We start from the raw sequence: 18,579 nt of genomic DNA, 5'->3' as shown, positions 1-18,579 counted from the left end.
GGCCCCCCGGGCGGCGGTCGGCGGCGGCCCGCGCCGCTCTGCCACCGGCGCCGCCGCCCGGCCGGCCGATGCCCTGGCGGCGCTGGATACCGGCGATGCCCGCATGGCGCAGCTGATCGCCCGCGCCCGCAAGGTGGCCGACAAGCCGATCCCGCTGCTGCTGCACGGCGAATCGGGCGCCGGCAAGGAGGTGCTGGCCCGCGCCATCCACGCCAGCGGCCCGCGCCGCGCCGGCCGCTTCGTTGCCATCAACTGCGCCGCCCTGCCCGAGCACCTGATCGAGGCGGAACTGTTCGGCTATGCCCCCGGCGCCTTCACCGGCGCCCGCCGCGACGGCAGCCCCGGCCGCATCCGCGAGGCGCGCGGCGGCACCCTGTTCCTGGACGAGATCGCCGACATGCCGCTGCCACTGCAGGCCCGCCTCCTGCGGGTGCTGCAGGACGGCGAGGTCAGCCCGCTCGGCGGCGGCAAGCCGGAGGCGGTGGACTTCGCCCTCATGGCCGCCTGCCACCGCCCGCTGAAGGCGGAGGTGGAGGCCGGCCGCTTCCGCGCCGACCTCTATTACCGCATCAACGGCCTGACCCTGACCCTGCCGGCCCTGCGCGAGCGCAGCGACGCCGCCCTGCTCATCCGCCGGCTGCTGGACGACATCGCCCCCGGCGGCGGCGTGGTGCTGGCCCCGGCGGTGGCGGAGGCCTTCGCCGCCCACCGCTGGCCGGGCAACCTGCGGCAGCTGTCCCACGCCCTGCGGGCGGCCTGGGCGCTGCTCGATCCCGGCGAGACGGTGATCGACTGGCACCACCTGCCGGAGGACCTGGCCGACGACCTGCGCTGCCGGCCGCCCCTGCACCCGGTGACGGTGCCGCTGCCGCTGCCGCTGTCCGGCGCCGCGGCGGCCGACGGGGCGGGCGACGACGCCGGCCTCAGCCTGCGGCGGGTGTCCGACAGCTTCATCCGCCAGACGGTGGCGGCCAGCGGCGGCAACATGTCGGAAGCGGCCCGGCGCCTCGGCATCAGCCGCAACACCCTCTACCGCCGCCTGCACGGCACCCGCCACTGACACGGCGACAGGTGGCGGACGGGGCAGCGTCGCGGGCGGCTGGCGCGTAGGTGGGGCGCACCATCAACGGAGGCCCCCATGGCGAAACCCACCCAGGACGACCTGCTCGACGCCCTCGACGCCACCCGGCTGGCGCTGCTCGGCTGGCTCGACGGCACCGACGAGGCGATGGACGACGAACGCCGGCAGGACTTCGCCGCCCTCGCCCGCGCCACCGAACTGCTGGTGGCGGCCGGCCGACTGGAGGCGTCGGACCAGCAGTCGGCGGAGCGCTGGCGCAAGCGCGCCGGCCTCTGAGCCCTTCCCCCTCTTACAGGCCGCGCAGCAGGCGGTGGACGTGGCCCAGCTTGTCCATCGCCGGCGGTGCCACCACGAAGGGGTAGAGGTCCGGCTGGCCCATGGAGCGGTTGAGGCTGTTGACGGCGAAGGTCAGCGGCAGCCACGCCTCGACGATGCGGTCGAAGTCGGGTTCGGCGTAGGGGTCGAAATCGGCCGCCGTCGCCACCTCCGGCGGGCCGCGGCGGGGGCGGGAGCGCAGGCCGAAGGCCCAGGCGGTTTCCAGGGTGTCGACCATGTGCAGGTAGTGGGCGCAGCTTTCCGCCCAGTCCTCCCACGGGTGGGCGGCGGCGTAGTGGCTGACGAAGGCATCGCGCCAGCTGCCGTCATCGCCGGCGGCATAGTGCCGATCCAGCGCCGCCGCGTAATCGTCCCGCTCGTCGCCGAAGTGCAGCCGCCACTCGGCCAGCCGCGCCGCATCGGCCGCCACCATCCGGTCCCACAGGTAATGCCCCAGCTCGTGCCGCAGGTGGCCGAGCAGGGTGCGGAAGGGCTCGCCCATGGTGGTGCGCTGGCGCTCGCGCTCCACCGGGTCGGCCTCGGCGATGTTGAGGGTGATGAGGCCGGCGGCGTGGCCGGTCATCACCTCGCGGAAGGTGGGGTCGGGGTCGGCCAGGAAGTCGAAGGCGAGCCCCGTCTCCGGCTCGTCCACCCGGTTCGGCAGCGTCAGGCCGAGGCGCAGCAGGCCGTAGACGGCGCGATGCTTGGCGATCTCCACCCGCTGCCACAGCCCCAGGGCGCCCGGCGCCGACAGGTCCGGGATGGTGCGGTTGAGGCGGCAGGCCGGGCAGAAGATCTCGTCGGCCGGCGCATCGGCGGCCAGCAGCCAGTTGCAGGCGTCATGGCGGGCGTTGTCGCACAGCCGCGCCTGCGGCGGCCGCACGTAGAGCCGCAGGTGATCCGGGTTGAACGCCAGGTCCGCGCCGCAGTGCTCGCAGCGGGTGTTCTCGAAGTAGATCAGGTTGCCGCAGGTGTCGCATTCGAACAGGCGCATGGAAGCCACCCCCGATGCCGTGCCGTCGTCGCCGCGAGAGCCTCAACGCGCCACCGCCGGGGGTGTTGCCGGCGCCGCTCAGGTGATCTTCTTCAGCAGCCGGATGAGCGTCTGCTGTTCGGCACGATCAAGCGGCGCCAGGGTCATGCGCGAGATTTCCTGCGCCAGCGGCAGCACCCGCTCGATGGTCCGCCGCCCTTCGGCGGTGAGGTCGATGAGGTGCAGGCGCTTGTCGTCGGGGTCGGGCGCCTTGTCGATCAGGCCGCGGTCCTTCAGGCGCGACACCACCCCCTTGATGGTCGCCACGTCCATGGCCGTCTGGCGGCCGAGGGAGTTCTGCGAACTGGGGCCGACCTCGTTCAGCTTGGCGAGCGCGGCGAACTGCTGCGCCGTCAGGTCTTCGCCGATGTGGGTGCTGAAGATGCTGAGGTGGCGCTGCTGGGCCTTGCGCAGCAGGAAGCCGATCTGGCCGTCGAGGGCATAGCGCCGGCGGCCGCCGCGCTTGGCCTGCGGGTCCGCGGCGGCGGCGGCGCCCGTGCCGTCGGCCTCGGCCGTCGTGTCCGCCATCGGGCCGGCGCGGTCCGGCGCTCCTGCCTCAGTCATCGCACATGCCTCCCACCCTGCGGTCTCCCGCCGTGATACCTACCCGAAAGCGGATCATACCGCCAGATAGGCGTCGCGGATTTCCGGGTTGGCGTCCAGTTCCGGCAGGGTGCCTTCGAACCGCACGCGGCCGCGTTCGATGATGTAGGCGCGGTCGGAAATCAGGCGGGCGAAGTGCAGGTTCTGTTCCGACAGGATGATGGTCAGGCCCTGGCGCTTCATCTCGATCAGCGCCTGCGCCATCTGCTCGACGATCTTGGGCGCGAGGCCCTCCGACGGTTCATCCAGCAGCACCAGCGACGGATTGCCCATCAGGGTGCGGGCGATGGTCAGCATCTGCTGCTCGCCGCCCGACATGTGCCCGCCGGCCCGCCGGCGCATGGCGGCCAGGTTGGGGAACAGGTCATACAGCATCTCCGGCGTCCAGGTGGGAGCGCCCTCGCGCGCGGGCTGGCGGCCGACCAGCAGGTTTTCCTCCACCGTCAGGTCGGTGAAGATGCGGCGGTCTTCCGGCACGTAGCCGAGGCCGAGGCGGACGATGTCGTGCGTCTTCAGACCGTCGACCGGGTGGCCGTCGAACACCACGTCGCCGGTGCGGGTCGGCACCAGCCCGACGAGGCTCGCGAAGGTGGTCGACTTGCCGGCGCCATTGCGGCCGAGCAGCGCCACCACCTCGCCGCGGGCCACCCGCATGTGGACGTCGAACAGGATGTGGGCGCGGCCGTACCAGCTGTTGAGACCGTGGACTTCCAGCTTCATGCGCTTGCCTCCATGGCCGGCTCGGCGTTGTAGAGGGCGCCCGAACCCAGGTAGACGGCCTGGACGTCGGGGTTGTTGCGCACCTCCTGCGGGGTGCCGTGGGCGATGAGTTCGCCGCGGTTCAGCACCATCACCCGGTCGGCGTGGGTGAACACCACATCCATGTCGTGTTCGGTGAACAGCACGCTGACGCCGCGCGCCCGCACGATGTCGGCGGTCAGCTGCATCAGCTGCACCCGCTCGCGCGGGGCCATGCCGGCGGTGGGTTCGTCCATCAGCAGCACGCGCGGCTGGTTGGCGAGCGCGATGGCCAGCTCCAGCCGCTTGAGGTCGCCGTAGGCCAGCGTGCCGCAGGCGCGGCCAGCCTGTTCCGCCATGCCCACCAGTTCCAGCAGTTCCCACGCCTCGTCGCGGTAGAGGTCGCCGGCGAAGGGGATGAGGGCACGCAGGCGGCGGTGGTGGGAAATCAGCGCCATCTGCACGTTCTCGATCACCGTCATGGAGCCGAAGGTGGCGGTGATCTGGAACGTCCGCCCCACCCCCAGCCGCCAGACCGCGCGCGGCGGCAGGCCGACGATCTCCTGCCCGAACAGCCGGATCGAGCCGCTGTCGGGCTTCAGCTGGCCGTTCAGCATGTTGAAGCAGGTGCTCTTGCCGGCGCCGTTGGGGCCGATGAGGGCGAGCAGTTCGCTCTCCCCCACCGTGAAGGTGATGCCCTTGGCGGCCTCGACGCCGCCGAAGGACTTGCGCAGGTCGGTGACGACGAGGGCGGTCATGGAACGGCCTCCTCTTCGGTCTCGGATCGGCGGAACAGCGGCGACACCCGGCGCTGCCAGAACCCGGCGATGCCCTCGGGGAAGGCGATCACCAGCACCACGATGAGAGCGCCGAGCACCAGCTTCCAGAACTCGATCTGGCTCATCATGTAGATGGACAGCGCCTTGTAGGCGGCGGCACCGACGATGGGCCCGCCGACCGTCTGCAGCCCGCCCAGCAGCACCATCACCAGACCGTCGACCGAGGTCGGGATGCCGACCACGTCGGGGAACACGCTGCCCTTGAGGTAGGCGTAGAGCGTCCCCGCCACCCCGGCGAAGGCGCCGGCCAGGGTGAAGGCCATCCACTGGATGCGGCGGCGGTCGATGCCGATGCTTTCCGCCCGCACCACGCTGTCGCGGCAGCCGCGCACGGCATAGCCGAAGGGCGAGAAGACGATGCGGCGGATGGCGAAGATGCCGGCCGCGCACAGCGCAAGCGCCAGGTAGTAGAACACCGCCGGGTCCGATGCCCAGCGGCTCGGCCAGATGCCGAGGATGCCGTTGTCGCCACCGGTGACGTCGTAGGACTGGAAGATGATCGACCACACGATCTGCGCGAAGGCCAGCGTCAGCATGGCGAGATAGACGCCCGACAGCCGCACGCAGAACCAGCCGAACACGATGGCCCCCGCCACCGCCAGCAGCGGCCCGACCACCAGCGCCATCTCCATGGGGGCGCCGAGGAACTTCACCAGCAACCCGGCGCCATAGGCCCCGAGGCCGAAATAGGCGGCGTGGCCGAAGGACACCATGCCGCCCACCCCCATCATCAGGTGCAGGCTGGCGGCGAACAGGGCGAAGATCAGCAGCTCGGCCCCGACCGAGGTGACGTAGGTGCCGGCGAACAGCGGCACCAGCGCCAGGGCGATCAGCACCGCCACCATGGCGTTGCGCCCGCGCGCCCCGAAGCGGCGGAACGGCTGCACCGCCGTGCCGATGGCCGGGCGGGCGTGGCTCTCGGCGCGGCCGAGCAGGCCATGCGGCCGCACCACCAGCACCACCGCCATCACCAGGAACACCAGCACCAGGCTGATCTTCGGGAACAGCAGGATGCCGAAGGCGTTCAGCTCGGCGATGATGACGGCGGCCAGGAAGGCGCCGAACACGTTGCCGAGGCCGCCGATGACCACGACGACGAAGACCTCGACGATCACCTGCAGGCCCATCATGTGATGCACCGCCTCGCGCGGCAGCTGCACCGCGCCGCCCAGGGCGGCCAGGAAGATGCCGAGGGCGAAGACCGAGGTGAACAGCCACGACTGATTGACGCCCAGCGCCGACACCATGGTGCGGTCCTGCGTCGCGGCGCGCACCAGCACGCCCCAGCGGGTCTTCTTGAACAGCAGCCACAGGCCGCCCAGCACCAGCGGGCCGAGGGCGATGAGCAGGAAGTCATAGGCCGGGAACATCTGCCCGAAGACCGACACCGCCCCCTCCAGCCCCGGCGCGCGCGGGCCGAGCAGTTCCATCGGACCCCAGATCATGATGACCAGGTCCTCGATCATCAGCGTCAGGCCGAAGGTGGCGAGCAGCTGGAACAGCTCCGGCGCCTCATAGATGCGGCGCAGCAGGGTCATTTCCACCAGCGCCCCCAGCGCCGCGACGATCACCGCCGCCAGCAGCAGCGCCGTCCAGAAGCCCAGCGGGCCGCTGAGGTGCTGCGTCAGGGTGAAGGCGACATAGGCGCCGAGCATGTAGAAGGCGCCGTGGGCAAAGTTCACGATGCGGGTGACGCCGAAGATGATGGACAGGCCGCTCGCCACCAGGAACAGCGACGACGCGCTGGCCAGCCCATTGAGAAACTGCACGAAAAGGAAGTCCACGTCCTGCACTCCGATCGCCGAAGGGGCGGGTCTGGAAGGAACGGGGGCAGCCGCGGCGGCGGGCGGAAGGGGGGAGCCGGCACCGCAGCGGCGGCACCCGTCCGTCCCTCCCCCGCCGCCGGGCGCCATGCCGGCGGCGGCGGCCGTCAGCCGGCCGGACGCAGGGCCTTCACCTCGTCCTCCGGCGGCAGGTAATCGGCGCCGTCGCGGTACTCGATGTCGACCATGGTGCCCTTGCCGTCCTCGACGGCCGTGCGGCCGACGAAGGCGCCCAGGGTCGACTGGTGATCGGCGGCGCGGAAGGTGATGTGGCCGAGCGGCGTGTCCACCTCGATCCCCTTGGCGGCCTGCACCAGGGCGTCGGTGTCGGTGGAGCCGGCCTTCTTCAGCACCTCGGCCACCGACATCATGGTGGCGTAGCCGACGATGGAGCCCAGGCGCGGATAGTCGTTGAACTTGGCCTGGTAGGCATCCAGGAACGCCTGATGCTCGGCGCTGTCGATCTTGTTCCAGGGGTAGCCGGTGACGATCCAGCCTTCCGGCGTTTCGGCGCCCAGCGGGTCCATGTACTCGGGCTCGCCGGTCAGCAGGCTGACCACCTGGCGGTTCTGGAACAGGCCGCGCGTCGTGCCCTCACGCACGAACTTGATCAGGTCAGGGCCGAAGGTGACGTTGAAGATGGCCTCCGGCTGCGACCGCGCCAGCGCCTGCACCACCGAGCCGGCGTCGATCTTGCCCTGCGGCGGCCACTGTTCGTCCACCCACTCGATGTCGGGGCGGCGCTTGCTCAGGGCTTCCTTGAACACGGCGACGGCGGAGGTGCCGTATTCGTAGTTCGGCGCCACGGTCGCCCACCGCTTGGCGGGCAGCTTGGCGGCCTCTTCGGCCAGCATGTTGGCCTGCATGTAGTTGGACGGCCGCAGGCGGAAGGTATAGGGGTTGCCCTTCTGCCACACCATGGCATCGGTCAGCGGCTCCGCGGCCATGAAGAAGATGCGCCGCTGGTTGGCGTAATCGGCGACCGCGAGGCCGATGTGGGAGAAGAACGTGCCCATCAGCAGGTCCACCCGTTCCCGCGACACCAGTTCGTTGGCGGCGGTGACGGCATCGCCCGGCTTGCCGGCGTCGTCCTTGGAGATCACCACCACCTCGGCACCGTTGATGCCGCCGGCCTGGTTGATCTGCTCCAGCGCCAGCTGCCAGCCCTTGCGGTAGGGCTCGGTGAAGGCGGGCAGCGCCGTATAGCTGTTGATCTCGCCGATCCTGATGGCATCGGCCGCCTGCGCCGCCGTCGACGACAGCACCACCGTCGCCGCCAGCGCGGCAAGGGCAGTCCGCACGAACCCAGTCTTACGCACCATTGTGAGCCTCCTGTTCGCCCTGTGGGCCGGCGTCTCTGGTTGATTTATCGTCCGCCTGGCCCGTTTCTCCTGTGAAGAGCCATTACCGCAGACCGTCTTCTCCCTTGACCTCCTGCGTGGTCAGCCCGCCCACCCGGGGCAGCGGCCGCCCGCTGTCGGTGACCGCCACGGCCACCAGAATCTCGTCCGCCCGCGGGGCGTCGTTGATCTGCACCTCCATGCCGTCGAAGTGACTGCGCACGTAGGCAGCATCCTTGTGGCCGAGAGGGATGTCGAGCACCTGCCCCGGCCCGCCCCGCTTCTTCGACGACGGCACCAGCGCCGCCCCCTTCTCCACCGCCTGGCGCAGGGGCGCGCCGAGCTTGGGGTGGAGGATGGCGGCGGCATGTTCCAGTTCGCCGTTCTCGCCCACCAGGGCCGCCTTGCCATAGCTTTCCACGGCCGCCGGCGCAATACCGAGCGCCGCCACCGCCCGCCGGCCGAGCAGGTCGCCCAGTTCGGCGCCGATGTCCATGAGCGGCGTCAGATCCTCGACATAGCGGCCGGCGAAGGGGTTGGCGATCACCGCCACGGCGGCGGCGCGGCGGGTGGGCGGGCTGATCTCGCGGTCCATCTCGCGGTGGATCTCGTCCACCACCACCATCAGCTTGCGGATGTCGGCGCTCATCGCAACCCGTCCTCCCCCTTGATGTCGGACGCCTTCAGGCCGCCGACCCGTTCATGGATGCGCGGGCCGGTGGTCATCACCAGCACCACCGCCAGTTCGTCGGCGCGGGGGGCGTCGGGGATGCCCACCTCCATGGCGTCGAAGTGGCTGCGCACGTAGGAGGCGTTGACGTGGGTCACCGGCACGTCGAGCCGCGTGCCCGGCCCGCCGACCTTCTTGGTCGACGGCACGATGGCCATGGCACCGCCCAGCGCCTCGCGCATGGCGTAGCCGCCGGGGACGTGCCACAGGGCGCCATGCTCCAGTTCCCCGCCGGCGCCGACGATGGCGCCCTTGCCGTAGCCCTGCACCACCGCCGGATCACCGCCGAGCGCCTGGATCAGGCGCTGCGCCATGGCGAGGCCGAGCGGCTTCAGGTCTTCCATGAAGCCCTGGATGTCCGGCTCGTAGCGCCCGGCGTAGGGGTTGGCGATGACGCTGACGATGGCAGCGCGCCGCAACGGCTCGGCGGCGCGCGGGCCGCCTTCGTGGAAGATGTCTTCCACCACCACCTGCTGCTTGCGCAGCACGACCTCAGGCATGGATGCGGTCCTCCCTCTGTGACGGCGTGGACAGGCGGCGCGGCGACGGCGGCGCCATGAGCAGGTCCGGCGCCCCCACCAGCCGCACCTGCCGGTCGAGCACCAGCACGGCGGCGGCGATGAGGCCGCGGGCCCGCATGGCCTCGGCGGCATGGCGGCCGGCGGTCAGGGCGGCGGCGACGTCCTCCGGGGCGAGCGGCCCGACCGCCGTCGTCACCGGCCGGTCGCCGAGGTCGCTGTCGGGCTGCATCTCCCGCGCCGGCTGGCGCGCCACCGCCGGGTGCCCCGGCAGGTCGACGGCATTGGCGATGAGCGTCGCGGCGGCATCGGCCTCGGCGGCGGTACCGGCCAGCACGGTGACCGAGTCGGCGATGCCGAGCGACAGGCTGCGCCCCAGCCGGCCGCTGGTGGCGATGCCGCGCACCGGCATGTCGGGCCGCACGGTCAGGGCGCCGGGGCTGCGCGGATCGGCGGGGTCGACCACGATGCCCGCCCGCCATGCCTGGGCGCCGGGGGCCAGGAACAGGGCGATGTCGCCGCCGTTGTTGACATAGGCGCGGGTGAGCGTCCGCCCGGCGGTCAGGGCGGCCAGCACCTCGTCCGCCACCGCGCCGGCCACCGCCGCCATGGGGGTGACGAAGGCCGGGCGGTGCGGCTGCACCGCCGCCCACATGCGCCGCGCCACCGGCCCGGTCAGCGGGCAGGCGCCGCCCGCCACCGCCCGGCGCAGCAGCGGCAGTTCCGCCACCAGCTCGGTCAGCACGGTCTGGAACCGCGCCACCGCCTGGGTGCGGGCGGCCTGAACCTCCGCCGCCGGCCCCTGGGCCTCGACGATCAGGTCGATGGGGCCGTGGTGCAGGTGCAGACGGCGGCCATCGGGCAGCAGGCGGTGAGATGCGGATTGCATGACATGCGCCTCCTGCGGCTACCAGCGGAAGTTGGTGCGGTTCATGGGCCAGGGGTTGGTGGCGCTGGCGAGCAGGTTGCGCTTGCGCGCCACGTCGCGCACCCGCTCCAGCGGCACCACCGACTCCATGTGGCCGCCGAGAGTGCGGTAGTCGTCCAGCCGCATGGTGAACTCGATGGGCGCCACGATGGCCGGCGTCGGCACGTAGCCGAAGGAGTTTTCCGGCATGCGCGTCACGTCCACCATGAAGGTGATGCCGCCGCCCGGCCAGACGTAGACCGGGGCGCCGCCGCTCGACACATAGGTCAGGGTATCCTTGACCGAGCGGGTGAGCTTCACCGGGTTCTCGGTCACCCCCGCCCGCAGCGAGCCGCCGGCGCCGCCGATGAAGACGACGGAACACAGCGCCGGCTCGCAGTTTTCCTGAATGCGGTCGACGGTCAGGCGCAACGGCTCCGGCATGGGCGCCGGCACCGGCTTCAGTGCCTCGTCCAGCACGAAGAAGGCGGCGTGGTCGCCGGTGGTGGAGACCATGAGCAGGGTCAGGCCCGGCCGCGCCTCCTTGGCGCTGAAGTCGCCGAGGATGGTGAGCGGGTCGGATATGTCGGTGCCGCCCCAGCCGGTGCCCGGCTCCGCCACCTGGAAGTAGCGGCCGGGGGTGGAGCGGCGGCCCTTGATGCTGATGCCGGTCGGCTGCACCCCCAGCACCTTGCCGGCCTGGTGTTCCGACAGCACGCCGGTGATGTGGTCGTCAACCACCACCACCTCGTCCACATGGTCGAACCACTGGCGGGCGAACATGCCGATGGTGGCCGAGCCGCAGCCGACGCGCATGCGGGTTTCCGGCTCGCCGTCGACGATGGGCGCCTTGCCGGCCTGCACGATGACGGCGGCGCCGTCGTCGATGGTCAGTTCCACCGCCTGCCGGTTGCACAGGTCCAGGATGGCCTGGCAGGTCATGCGGCCTTCCTTCTTGCTGCCGCCGGTCAGGTGGTTGACGCCGCCCACCGACAGCATCTGCGAGCCGTATTCGCCGGTGGTGACGTGGCCCACCGGCTCACCCTTGAACCGCACCAGGGCGCGCTCCGGGCCGAGGTGGCGGTCGGTGTCGATCTTCAGCTTGGCGCCGCAGTAGCTGAAGATGCCTTCCGTCACCACCGTCACCATGTCGACCCCGTCCGCCTCGCTGGAGACGATGAAGGGGGCCGGCTTGTAATCCGGGTACGTGGTGCCGGCACCGACGGCGGTGACGAAGCGGTCGCCGGGATTGACCAGATCGCCGTCCCAGTCGGTGCCGGCAGCCATGAAGGGCACCACCTGCTCGCCCTTCTCCAGGGTGCCTTCCAGCACCACCAGCGGATCGACGCGGGTCAGCTCGCCGCCCACGTTGGCATAGCGGTCGCAGGCGCCCGACTTGCCGTCGGCGATGTAGCACATGACCGGGCAGGCATCGCAGCGGATCTTGCCGGAGGCGTCGGTGACCGGCCCGGCCGGCGGGGCGGTGGTGGTGACGGACATGGCGTTACCCCTTCTCGCGCAGCGCCCGGCGCAGCCTGTCCGGCGTCACCGGCAGGTCGCGCACCAGCACGCCGGTGGCGTCGCGGATGGCATTCAGGATGGCCGGCGCGGTCGGGATCAGCACCTGCTCGCCGATGCCCTTGGCGCCGAACGGGCCGTGGCTGTCGGCATCCTCGATCAGGATGGTGCGGACCTCGGGCACGTCGCCGGCGGTCGGGATCAAATAATCGTGCAGGTTCTCGGTGCGGCCGGGGATGAACTCCTCCATCAGCGCGAGGCCGAGGCCCTGCGCCGCGCCGCCCTCCACCTGCCCCTCGATGAGCGTCGGGTTGATGGCGCGGCCGACATCGTGGGCGCAGACCAGCCGGCGCACGAAGACGCGGCCAAGCTCCACATCCACCTCCACCTCGGCCACATGGGCGCCCCAGCCGAAGGCGGCGTAGGGCTCGCCCTGGCCGTTGGCGTCGAGTGGCGAGGTCGGCGGGTCGAAGGTTTCCTCCGCCGCCAGGACATAGCCGTGGGCGTCGGCCGTCAGGGTGCGCAGGTCGAGCACCCGGTCGCCGGCCCGCAGGCAGGGACCGTCGAGCACCAGCGGCGTATCGGGCGCGGCGTTGAGGCGCAGCAGGATCTGGTCGCGCAGGGCCTTGCCGGCCAGGAAGGCCGCCTTGCCCGACACGAAGGTCTGGCGCGAGGCGGAGGTCTTGCCGGCATCGGGCGTCAGGTCGGTGTCGGCGCCGAGCAGGCTCACCTGCGCCACCGGCAGGCCGAGGGCGTCGGCACAGATCTGGGCGATCACCGTGTTGGAGCCCTGGCCGATGTCCACCGCCCCCTGGTGCAGCACGAGGCGCCCTTCCGCGGTCAGGCCGACGCGGATGGTGGAGGGGTTGGGCAGCGAGGTATTGCCGCAGCCGTACCACATGCCGGCGACGCCGACGCCGCGCCGCAGGGGGCCGTCGGACGCGGCGTTGAAGGCGGCGGCGGCGGCGCGGGCCTCTTGCCACGGCTGTCGCAGCGCCTCGAAGCAGCGCTTGATGCCGACGCCCTGGCCGAACACCTGGCCGGTGACGGTGGGCAGGCCGTTGTCCAGGGCGTTGCGCAGGCGGAAGTCCAGGCGGTCGAGGCCCAGCCTGTCGGCCAGTTCGTCGAACAGCGTCTCCTGCGCCACCGCCGACTGCGGCACGCCGAAGCCGCGGAAGGCGCCGGCCGGGGCGGTGTGGGTGTGGACGGCAAGCGACCGCGCCTCATAATTCGGATGGCGGTAAGGGCCGCTGGCGTGGACCGGCACCCGGTTGGCGACCGTCGGCCCCCACGAGGCATAGGCGCCGGTGTTGAACACGCCCTCGAACTCCATGGCCACCAGCCGGCCCTCGGCATCGGCGCCGATGCGGGCGGTGATGGCGGAGGGGTGGCGCTTGGTGGTGGTCGCCATGCTCTCGCTGCGGCTGTAGACCATGCGGGCCGGCTTGCCGGTCTTCCACGCCGCCAGCGCGATGTAGGGCTGCAGCGACAGATCAAGCTTGCTGCCGAAGCCGCCGCCGACGGCGGTCGGCAGGATGCGCACCGCCTCCGGCTCCAGCCCCAGAATGGCCGCCATGTCGTCGCGGTCCATGTAAGGCGCCTGGGTGCAGGCGGCGATCTCGATGCGGTCGCCGACGCGGCGGGCCCAGCCGGCTTCCGGCTCGATGTAGGCATGTTCGATGAAGCCGGTGGAATAGGTTCCCTCCACCACCGCATGGGCGGAGGGCATGGCGGCCTGCGGGTCGCCGTGGCGGACGAGACCGCGCACCAGCACGTTGCCGGCCCGCGCCGCATGGACGGCCGGCGCCCCTTCGGCCAGCGCCTCGGGCGGGGTGAGCACGGCGGGCAACGCCTCCCACGCCACCGGGAAGGCGGCGAGGTCGAGGTGGCGCAGCGCCGTTTCCTCGCCCACCACGGCGGCCACCGCCTCGCCCTTGAAGCGGCATTCGTCGACGGCGAACACCGGCTGGTCGGCCAGCGGCGGGATGACGCCGAACAGGTTGCGGCCGGGGATGTCGGCGGCGGTCAGCACCGCCTCGACGCCGGGATGGGCGCGGACGAAGGCGTCAAGGTCGCCCAGGCGGAAGCGGGCGCGGTGGTGCGGGCTGCGGATCACCCGCACCAGCAGGCTGCCCGCCGGCCAGGCGTCGGCGCCGAACACATCGGTGCCGAGCACCTTGGGCAGCCCGTCCAGGCGGTCGAGCCGGCTGCCGACCGCCGCCCCCGCCGCCGCCGTCACCGCCTCGGGCAGCGGGTCGTTGGCGTGCATGACGGCCTGGATGATCTTGGCATAGCCGGTACAGCGGCACAGCACGCCGCCGAGGGCATCCTTCACCTGCACCTCGGTCGGGTGCGGACATCGCCGCAGCAGCGCCGTCGCGGCCATCAGCATGCCGGGGGTGCAGATGCCGCACTGGGCAGCGCCGTAGCGCAGGAAGGCCTGCTGCAGGCGGTGCGGCGTGCCGTCGGCGGCCAGCGCCTCCACCGTCTCGACGCGAGCCCCTTCCAGCCGCCCGGCCTGGACCATGCAGGCGCATACCGGCTCGTCGTCCAGCAGCACGGTGCAGGCGCCGCAGTCGCCGGCATCGCAGCCGACCTTGGTGCCGGTCAGGCCCATCTGCTCGCGCAGCACCTGAGTCAGGCGGCGCATGGGCTCCACCTGCAGCGTGACCGCCCGGCCGTTGAGGGTGAAGGACACCGGCACGGTGGCGGTCACCTCCACCGGGCGGAGGGCGGCGGGGCGGAGGTCGAGGGTCATCGCAGGGCCTCCTCGCAGCGGCTGAGCGCGCGGCGGACAAGGGTCAGGGCGGCCTCGCGGCGGTAGGCGGCGGTGGCGCGCACGTCGTCGATGGGGCTCAAGGGGGCGGCGTCGGCCTCTTCCACCAGCGCGGCGAGGCCCTGCGGCGGGCGGCCGGTCAGGCGCCGTTCCAGCCCGTCCAGCCGCCGGGCGACCGGGGAACAGGAGCCGACGGCGATGCCGGCGCCGGTGATGACGCCGTCGCGCCGCCGCAGCACCACCGACACCATGGCGATGGAGATGACGAGGTAGTGGCGGGCGCCCAGCTTGAGGAAGTCGGACGCGCCGTCGCCGCCGCCGTCGGGCACGATGATCGCCGTCACCAGCTCGCCCGGCACCAGGGTCGTCCGCCGCACGCCGGTGACGAAATCGGCCAGCGGCTGGACGCGGAGGCCGGCCGGGCCGCTGATCTCCACCCGCGCGTCCAGGGCGAGCAGGGCGGCGGTGCCGTCGGCGGCGGGGGAGGCATTGCAGATGTTGCCGGCGACGGTGCCGGCGTTCTGGATCTGCACCGAGCCGACCTCCCGCGCCGCCAGCTTCAGGCCGTCGAACCACGGCGGCAGGTCGGCGCGCAGGACGTCGGTCCAAGTGGTCAGGGCGCCGATGCGCCAGCTGTCGCCCGCCGGCCCGTTGTCGCACCGGATGCCGCGCAGGTCGCGCAGGCCGGAGATGTCGAGAATGTCGTCGCCGATCACCGCCTCGCCCAACGCCGGGTAGACGTCGGTGCCGCCGGCGATGATGCGGAAGGGCCGTTCCGCCAGGCATTCCAGCGCCTGATCGACGCTGTGGACGCGCACGTATTTCGCCATGCCATGGTCCCCGTGGTTGCGTCACGCGGGAAGAAAGGGGGCCGCCTGTCGGGAGGGTGAGCGGGAGCAGGCGGCCCCCAGGATCGGGCGGGTGCGGCGGCCGGGTAGGAACAGCCACCGCACCGGCGCCCGGAACGGTCAGCGCCTCACGGCACCACCTCCGCCAGCCGCTCGGCCGGCGGGGTGTTGCGCGATCGGCCGGTGCGGACCAGCCCGTCGATGATCGTCATGCTGATCCCCGGCAGGTCGCCCAGGCGGACGCTCTCCAGCAGATCCTTGCCGGCCGAGTGCTGGGCGCGGTCCATGATGACGAAGTCGGCGGCGCGGCCGACCTCGATCAGGCCGCAGTCGAGGTCGCGCATGCGGGCGGTGTTGCCGGTGGCGAAGCAGAACGCCACTTCCGCCGGCACGTCGCCCAGGCTCGACAGCATGCTGACCATGCGCAGGATGCCGAGCGGCTGCACGCCGGAGCCCGCCGGGCTGTCGGTGCCGAGGATGACCCGTTCCGGCGCCCCCAGTTCGAAGGCGGTGCGCATGGCGAACAGGGCCATCTTCTCGTTGCCGTTGTGGACGATCTCGATGCCCCGGTGGCAGCTTTCGCACAGGCAGCGGATCTGGTTCTGCGGCAGGGCGGTGTGGCCGCCGTTGATGTGGCCGATGATGTCGGCATCCGCCTCCAGCACCACGTCGGCGTCGATAAGGCCGGAGCCGGGGATCGACGGGCCGCCGGTGTGGATGGTGGACTGGATGCCGTACTTGCGGGCCCAGGCGACCATCTGGCGGGCTTCCTCGCCGGCCTTGACGCTCCCGAGCCCGACCTCGCCCAGCAGCCTGACGCCGGCGGCGGCCATTTCCTTGAAGTCTTCTTCGGTCATGCCCTGTTCGATGACCGGTGCCCCGGCATGCACCTTCACCCCGCCCGGACGGGCGTTGAGGAAGGCGCGCTGGGCGAAGATCGCCATGGCCTTGACGCCGACGATGTCCTTCGGCCGGCCGGGCACATGCACCTCGCCGGCCGAGACCATGGTGGTGACGCCGCCATGGAGGAAGCTGTCGATCCAGCCCAACTGGTTCTGGCGCGGCGTCCAGTCCCCCAGCACCGGGTGGACGTGACTGTCGATGAGGCCCGGCGCGACGGTGGTGCCGCGGGCGTCGACCACCCGGTCGGCGGCGCCGGTGTCGCAGTCGGCCTCGCGGCCCACCTGCGTGATCCTGCCGTCGACGCAGACGATGCAGTCGGCGTCGAGGATGGGGTTCTTCACGTCGCCCGACAGCAACAGACCAATGTTGCGGACGACCAGTTTACCGGCGGTACTCGGCTGCGCGACGGCTGCCATGCTTCGCCTCCTGTTCGTGCGGCTGCCGGTTTCGCACGCCCCGTTCGATGCGGGATCAGCGCCGGCAACTCGTTAGTATGCTATCGTTGTGAAGCAAGTGTTCCAGAAGGTGACGGCGGACGCAAGTCCCTTTCTCGACGCGGGAGCGGCACGAAAGGCGATGTCGGCCGTCTCGGCGGGGCGGGCGGCGGCAAAGGGCCTGATTTGCGTCCGGTTGACGGCCCTTCATTCGTTTGCATACACTCAATCAGGCCCAAGCGCGGAGGACTCCGTCATGACCGCCCCCACTCCCCCTGTTACCGCCCCTGCCCCCGCTGCCGTCCAGGCGCTGGCCGGCCGCCGCGCCGCCGCCGGGCGGGTGTCGCTGACGCCGGAGGTGGATTTCGTCCGCATCCGCTTCGCCGGCGACTCGGGCGACGGCATCCAGCTGACCGGCACCCGCATGGCGGCCTCGTCGGCGCAGTTCGGCAATGATTTCGCCACCTTCCCCGACTATCCGGCGGAAATCCGCGCCCCCGTGGGCACCACCTACGGCGTCTCGGCCTATTCCATCAACATCGGCCAGACGGAAATCCTCACCGCCGGCGACAGCCCCGACGTGCTGGTGGCGCTCAACCCGGCGGCGCTGAAGGTCAACCTGGCCGACGTGCGCGACGGCGGCCTGGTGGTGGTGGACGAGGGCACCTTTACCGACCGCGACCTCAAGAAGGCCGGCTACGACGGCAACCCGCTGGAGGACGGCAGCCTCGGCCGCCACCGGGTGCTGCGGCTCGACATTTCCGCCCTGACGCTGGCGGCGGTGAAGGACTTCGGCCTCGGCCAGAAGGACGGCCTGCGCTGCAAGAACATGTGGACCCTCGGCCTGGTGCTGTGGATGTTCGGCCGCGGCACCGAGGCGGTGGAGGCGTGGCTCGGCCGCAAGTTCAAGGACACCGTGCGCGACTCCAACCTCGCCGCCTTGAAGGCCGGCCATGCCTACGGCGAGACCATGGAGCTGAGCGGCGACGTGCGCCGCTTCGACATCCCCGCCGCCCAGGTGGCGCCGGGCACCTACCGCACCGTCACCGGCGCCGAGACGCTGTCGTGGGGCCTGTGGGCGGGGGCGCGGCTGGCCGGGCTGCCGCTGTTCCTCGGCTCCTACCCCATCACGCCGGCGTCTTCCATGCTGCACACCCTGGCGCGCATGAAGGACCGCGGCGTCACCACCTTCCAGGCGGAGGACGAGATCGCCGCCATCTGCGCCGCCATCGGCGCCTCCTACGGCGGGGCGCTCGGCGTCACCACCAGTTCCGGCCCCGGCGTGGCGCTGAAGACGGAAGCCATCGGCCTTGCCATCGCGACGGAACTGCCGCTGGTGATCGTCGACGTCCAGCGCGGCGGCCCCTCCACCGGCCTGCCGACCAAGACCGAGCAGGCGGACCTGCTGCAGGCGGTCTACGGCCGCAACGGCGACGCCCAGATCCCGGTGATCGCCGCCGCCACCCCCGGCGACTGCTTCCACTGCGCCATCGAAGCGGTGCGCCTGGCCATCCGCCACATGACGCCGGTGATGCTGCTGTCGGACGGCTACATCGCCAATGCGGCGGAGCCCTGGCGCCTGCCGGCCATGGAGTCGCTGACGCCCTTCCCCACCACCTTCCGCACCGAGCCGCAGGGCTTCCATCCCTTCCTGCGCGACGCCGACACCCTGGCGCGGCCGTGGGTGAAGCCCGGCACCCCCGGCCTCGCCCACCGCATCGGCGGCATCGAGAAGGATTACGACAGCGGCAACATCTCCTATAGCCCCGCCAACCACCAGCGCATGACCGACGCCCGCATGGGCAAGCTGACGGCCATCGCCCGCGACCTGGCGCCGCTGACCGTCGACCAGGGCGAGCGCAGCGGCGAGGTGGCGGTGGTCGGCTGGGGCTCCACCTACGGCGCCATCCGCGTGGCGGTGGGGCGAGCACGGGCGGCCGGCAAGGCGGTGTCGCATATCCACCTGCGCCACCTGTGGCCGCTGCCGCCGGACCTGGGCGACCTGCTCGCCGGCTTCCGCCATGTGGTGGTGCCGGAGCTGAACACCGGCCAGCTGGCGACCCTGCTGCGGTCGGAACTGCTGCGCGACGTGCGCTCGCACACCAAGGTGCAGGGCCAGCCCTTCAAGGTGGCGGAAATCGCCGCCGTTCTCGCCTCCCTGACGGAGTGACCG

The 18,579-nt window shown here is 71.7% G+C and carries 16 protein-coding genes; 3 read left to right on the top strand and 13 right to left on the bottom strand.

Going from position 1 to position 18,579, the window contains the following annotated elements:
- Both ABD056_RS08640 and ABD056_RS08635 read left to right on the top strand, forming a co-directional pair.
- The coding region (locus tag ABD056_RS08640) for a sigma-54-dependent Fis family transcriptional regulator (protein WP_343866152.1) at positions 1-1,060 on the top strand (1,060 nt) is incomplete at its 5' end.
- Positions 1,061-1,138: 78 nt separating this feature from the next.
- Positions 1,139-1,357 (top strand): hypothetical protein, encoded by a 219-nt coding sequence (locus ABD056_RS08635; protein ID WP_343866151.1) that lies wholly within the window; start codon positions 1,139-1,141, stop codon positions 1,355-1,357.
- 13 nt (positions 1,358-1,370) lie between these two features.
- On the opposite strand, the gene ABD056_RS08630 is transcribed toward ABD056_RS08635, so the two are convergent.
- From ABD056_RS08630 to ABD056_RS08570, 13 genes are all read right to left on the bottom strand, one after another.
- On the bottom strand, positions 1,371-2,390 hold the full coding sequence (locus ABD056_RS08630) for a zinc-binding metallopeptidase family protein (RefSeq protein WP_343866150.1): 1,020 nt from the start codon (positions 2,388-2,390) through the stop codon (positions 1,371-1,373).
- 78 nt (positions 2,391-2,468) lie between these two features.
- Positions 2,469-2,957 (bottom strand): MarR family winged helix-turn-helix transcriptional regulator, encoded by a 489-nt coding sequence (locus ABD056_RS08625; RefSeq protein WP_343866149.1) that lies wholly within the window; start codon positions 2,955-2,957, stop codon positions 2,469-2,471.
- 90 nt (positions 2,958-3,047) lie between these two features.
- Positions 3,048-3,752, bottom strand: coding sequence for an ABC transporter ATP-binding protein (locus ABD056_RS08620; RefSeq protein ID WP_343866148.1), 705 nt, complete (start codon positions 3,750-3,752; stop codon positions 3,048-3,050).
- Positions 3,749-4,528, bottom strand: a complete 780-nt coding sequence (locus ABD056_RS08615) for an ABC transporter ATP-binding protein (RefSeq protein WP_343866147.1) — start codon at positions 4,526-4,528, stop codon at positions 3,749-3,751. The genes ABD056_RS08620 and ABD056_RS08615 overlap by 4 nt, the downstream gene beginning before the upstream one ends.
- Positions 4,525-6,378, bottom strand: a complete 1,854-nt coding sequence (locus ABD056_RS08610; protein ID WP_425545025.1) for an ABC transporter permease — start codon at positions 6,376-6,378, stop codon at positions 4,525-4,527. The genes ABD056_RS08615 and ABD056_RS08610 overlap by 4 nt, the downstream gene beginning before the upstream one ends.
- A 161-nt stretch (positions 6,379-6,539) precedes the next feature.
- Positions 6,540-7,754, bottom strand: coding sequence for an ABC transporter substrate-binding protein (locus ABD056_RS08605; protein ID WP_343866145.1), 1,215 nt, complete (start codon positions 7,752-7,754; stop codon positions 6,540-6,542).
- Between the two features lie 82 nt (positions 7,755-7,836).
- On the bottom strand, positions 7,837-8,421 hold the full coding sequence (locus ABD056_RS08600; protein WP_343866144.1) for an amino acid synthesis family protein: 585 nt from the start codon (positions 8,419-8,421) through the stop codon (positions 7,837-7,839).
- Positions 8,418-9,002, bottom strand: coding sequence for an amino acid synthesis family protein (locus ABD056_RS08595; protein ID WP_343866143.1), 585 nt, complete (start codon positions 9,000-9,002; stop codon positions 8,418-8,420). The genes ABD056_RS08600 and ABD056_RS08595 overlap by 4 nt, the downstream gene beginning before the upstream one ends.
- Positions 8,995-9,909 (bottom strand): UPF0280 family protein, encoded by a 915-nt coding sequence (locus ABD056_RS08590; RefSeq protein WP_343866142.1) that lies wholly within the window; start codon positions 9,907-9,909, stop codon positions 8,995-8,997. The genes ABD056_RS08595 and ABD056_RS08590 overlap by 8 nt, the downstream gene beginning before the upstream one ends.
- Before the next feature lie 18 nt (positions 9,910-9,927).
- On the bottom strand, positions 9,928-11,427 hold the full coding sequence (locus tag ABD056_RS08585; RefSeq protein WP_343866141.1) for a 6-hydroxynicotinate reductase: 1,500 nt from the start codon (positions 11,425-11,427) through the stop codon (positions 9,928-9,930).
- 4 nt (positions 11,428-11,431) lie between these two features.
- Positions 11,432-14,203 carry a molybdopterin-dependent oxidoreductase gene (locus tag ABD056_RS08580; RefSeq protein ID WP_343866140.1) on the bottom strand — a complete coding sequence of 924 codons (2,772 nt, stop codon included), beginning with the start codon at positions 14,201-14,203 and terminating at the stop codon, positions 11,432-11,434.
- Entirely contained in the window at positions 14,200-15,051 is an 852-nt protein-coding gene (locus ABD056_RS08575) for an FAD binding domain-containing protein (protein WP_343866139.1), read from the bottom strand. Before ABD056_RS08575 ends, ABD056_RS08580 begins: the two co-directional genes overlap by 4 nt.
- Positions 15,052-15,197: 146 nt before the next feature.
- Positions 15,198-16,388 (bottom strand): amidohydrolase family protein, encoded by a 1,191-nt coding sequence (locus ABD056_RS08570; RefSeq protein WP_343866138.1) that lies wholly within the window; start codon positions 16,386-16,388, stop codon positions 15,198-15,200.
- A gap of 274 nt (positions 16,389-16,662) precedes the next feature.
- On the opposite strand from ABD056_RS08570, the gene ABD056_RS08565 reads away from it, so the two are divergent.
- Positions 16,663-18,576, top strand: a complete 1,914-nt coding sequence (locus ABD056_RS08565; protein WP_343866137.1) for a 2-oxoacid:acceptor oxidoreductase subunit alpha — start codon at positions 16,663-16,665, stop codon at positions 18,574-18,576.
- The last annotated feature ends 3 nt before the right edge of the window (positions 18,577-18,579 follow it).

Origin of the sequence: Caenispirillum bisanense, assembly GCF_039523075.1 — a bacterium.
GTDB lineage: Bacteria > Pseudomonadota > Alphaproteobacteria > Rhodospirillales > Rhodospirillaceae > Caenispirillum > Caenispirillum bisanense.
This window is presented reverse-complemented; position numbering and strand designations above follow the sequence as displayed.

Bases quoted from the DNA above. Each gene is read 5' to 3' on its own strand.
- ABD056_RS08615 (WP_343866147.1), bottom strand. From the start codon at position 4,528: ATGACCGCCCTCGTCGTCACCGACCTGCGCAAGTCCTTCGGCGGCGTC.
- ABD056_RS08570 (WP_343866138.1), bottom strand. From the start codon at position 16,388: ATGGCAGCCGTCGCGCAGCCGAGTACCGCCGGTAAACTGGTCGTCCGC.
- ABD056_RS08625 (WP_343866149.1), bottom strand. From the start codon at position 2,957: ATGGCGGACACGACGGCCGAGGCCGACGGCACGGGCGCCGCCGCCGCC.
- ABD056_RS08620 (WP_343866148.1), bottom strand. From the start codon at position 3,752: ATGAAGCTGGAAGTCCACGGTCTCAACAGCTGGTACGGCCGCGCCCAC.
- ABD056_RS08590 (WP_343866142.1), bottom strand. From the start codon at position 9,909: ATGCAATCCGCATCTCACCGCCTGCTGCCCGATGGCCGCCGTCTGCAC.
- ABD056_RS08565 (WP_343866137.1), top strand. From the start codon at position 16,663: ATGACCGCCCCCACTCCCCCTGTTACCGCCCCTGCCCCCGCTGCCGTC.
- ABD056_RS08585 (WP_343866141.1), bottom strand. From the start codon at position 11,427: ATGTCCGTCACCACCACCGCCCCGCCGGCCGGGCCGGTCACCGACGCC.
- ABD056_RS08575 (WP_343866139.1), bottom strand. From the start codon at position 15,051: ATGGCGAAATACGTGCGCGTCCACAGCGTCGATCAGGCGCTGGAATGC.
- ABD056_RS08580 (WP_343866140.1), bottom strand. From the start codon at position 14,203: ATGACCCTCGACCTCCGCCCCGCCGCCCTCCGCCCGGTGGAGGTGACC.
- ABD056_RS08600 (WP_343866144.1), bottom strand. From the start codon at position 8,421: ATGAGCGCCGACATCCGCAAGCTGATGGTGGTGGTGGACGAGATCCAC.
- ABD056_RS08635 (WP_343866151.1), top strand. From the start codon at position 1,139: ATGGCGAAACCCACCCAGGACGACCTGCTCGACGCCCTCGACGCCACC.
- ABD056_RS08595 (WP_343866143.1), bottom strand. From the start codon at position 9,002: ATGCCTGAGGTCGTGCTGCGCAAGCAGCAGGTGGTGGTGGAAGACATC.
- ABD056_RS08630 (WP_343866150.1), bottom strand. From the start codon at position 2,390: ATGCGCCTGTTCGAATGCGACACCTGCGGCAACCTGATCTACTTCGAG.
- ABD056_RS08605 (WP_343866145.1), bottom strand. From the start codon at position 7,754: ATGGTGCGTAAGACTGGGTTCGTGCGGACTGCCCTTGCCGCGCTGGCG.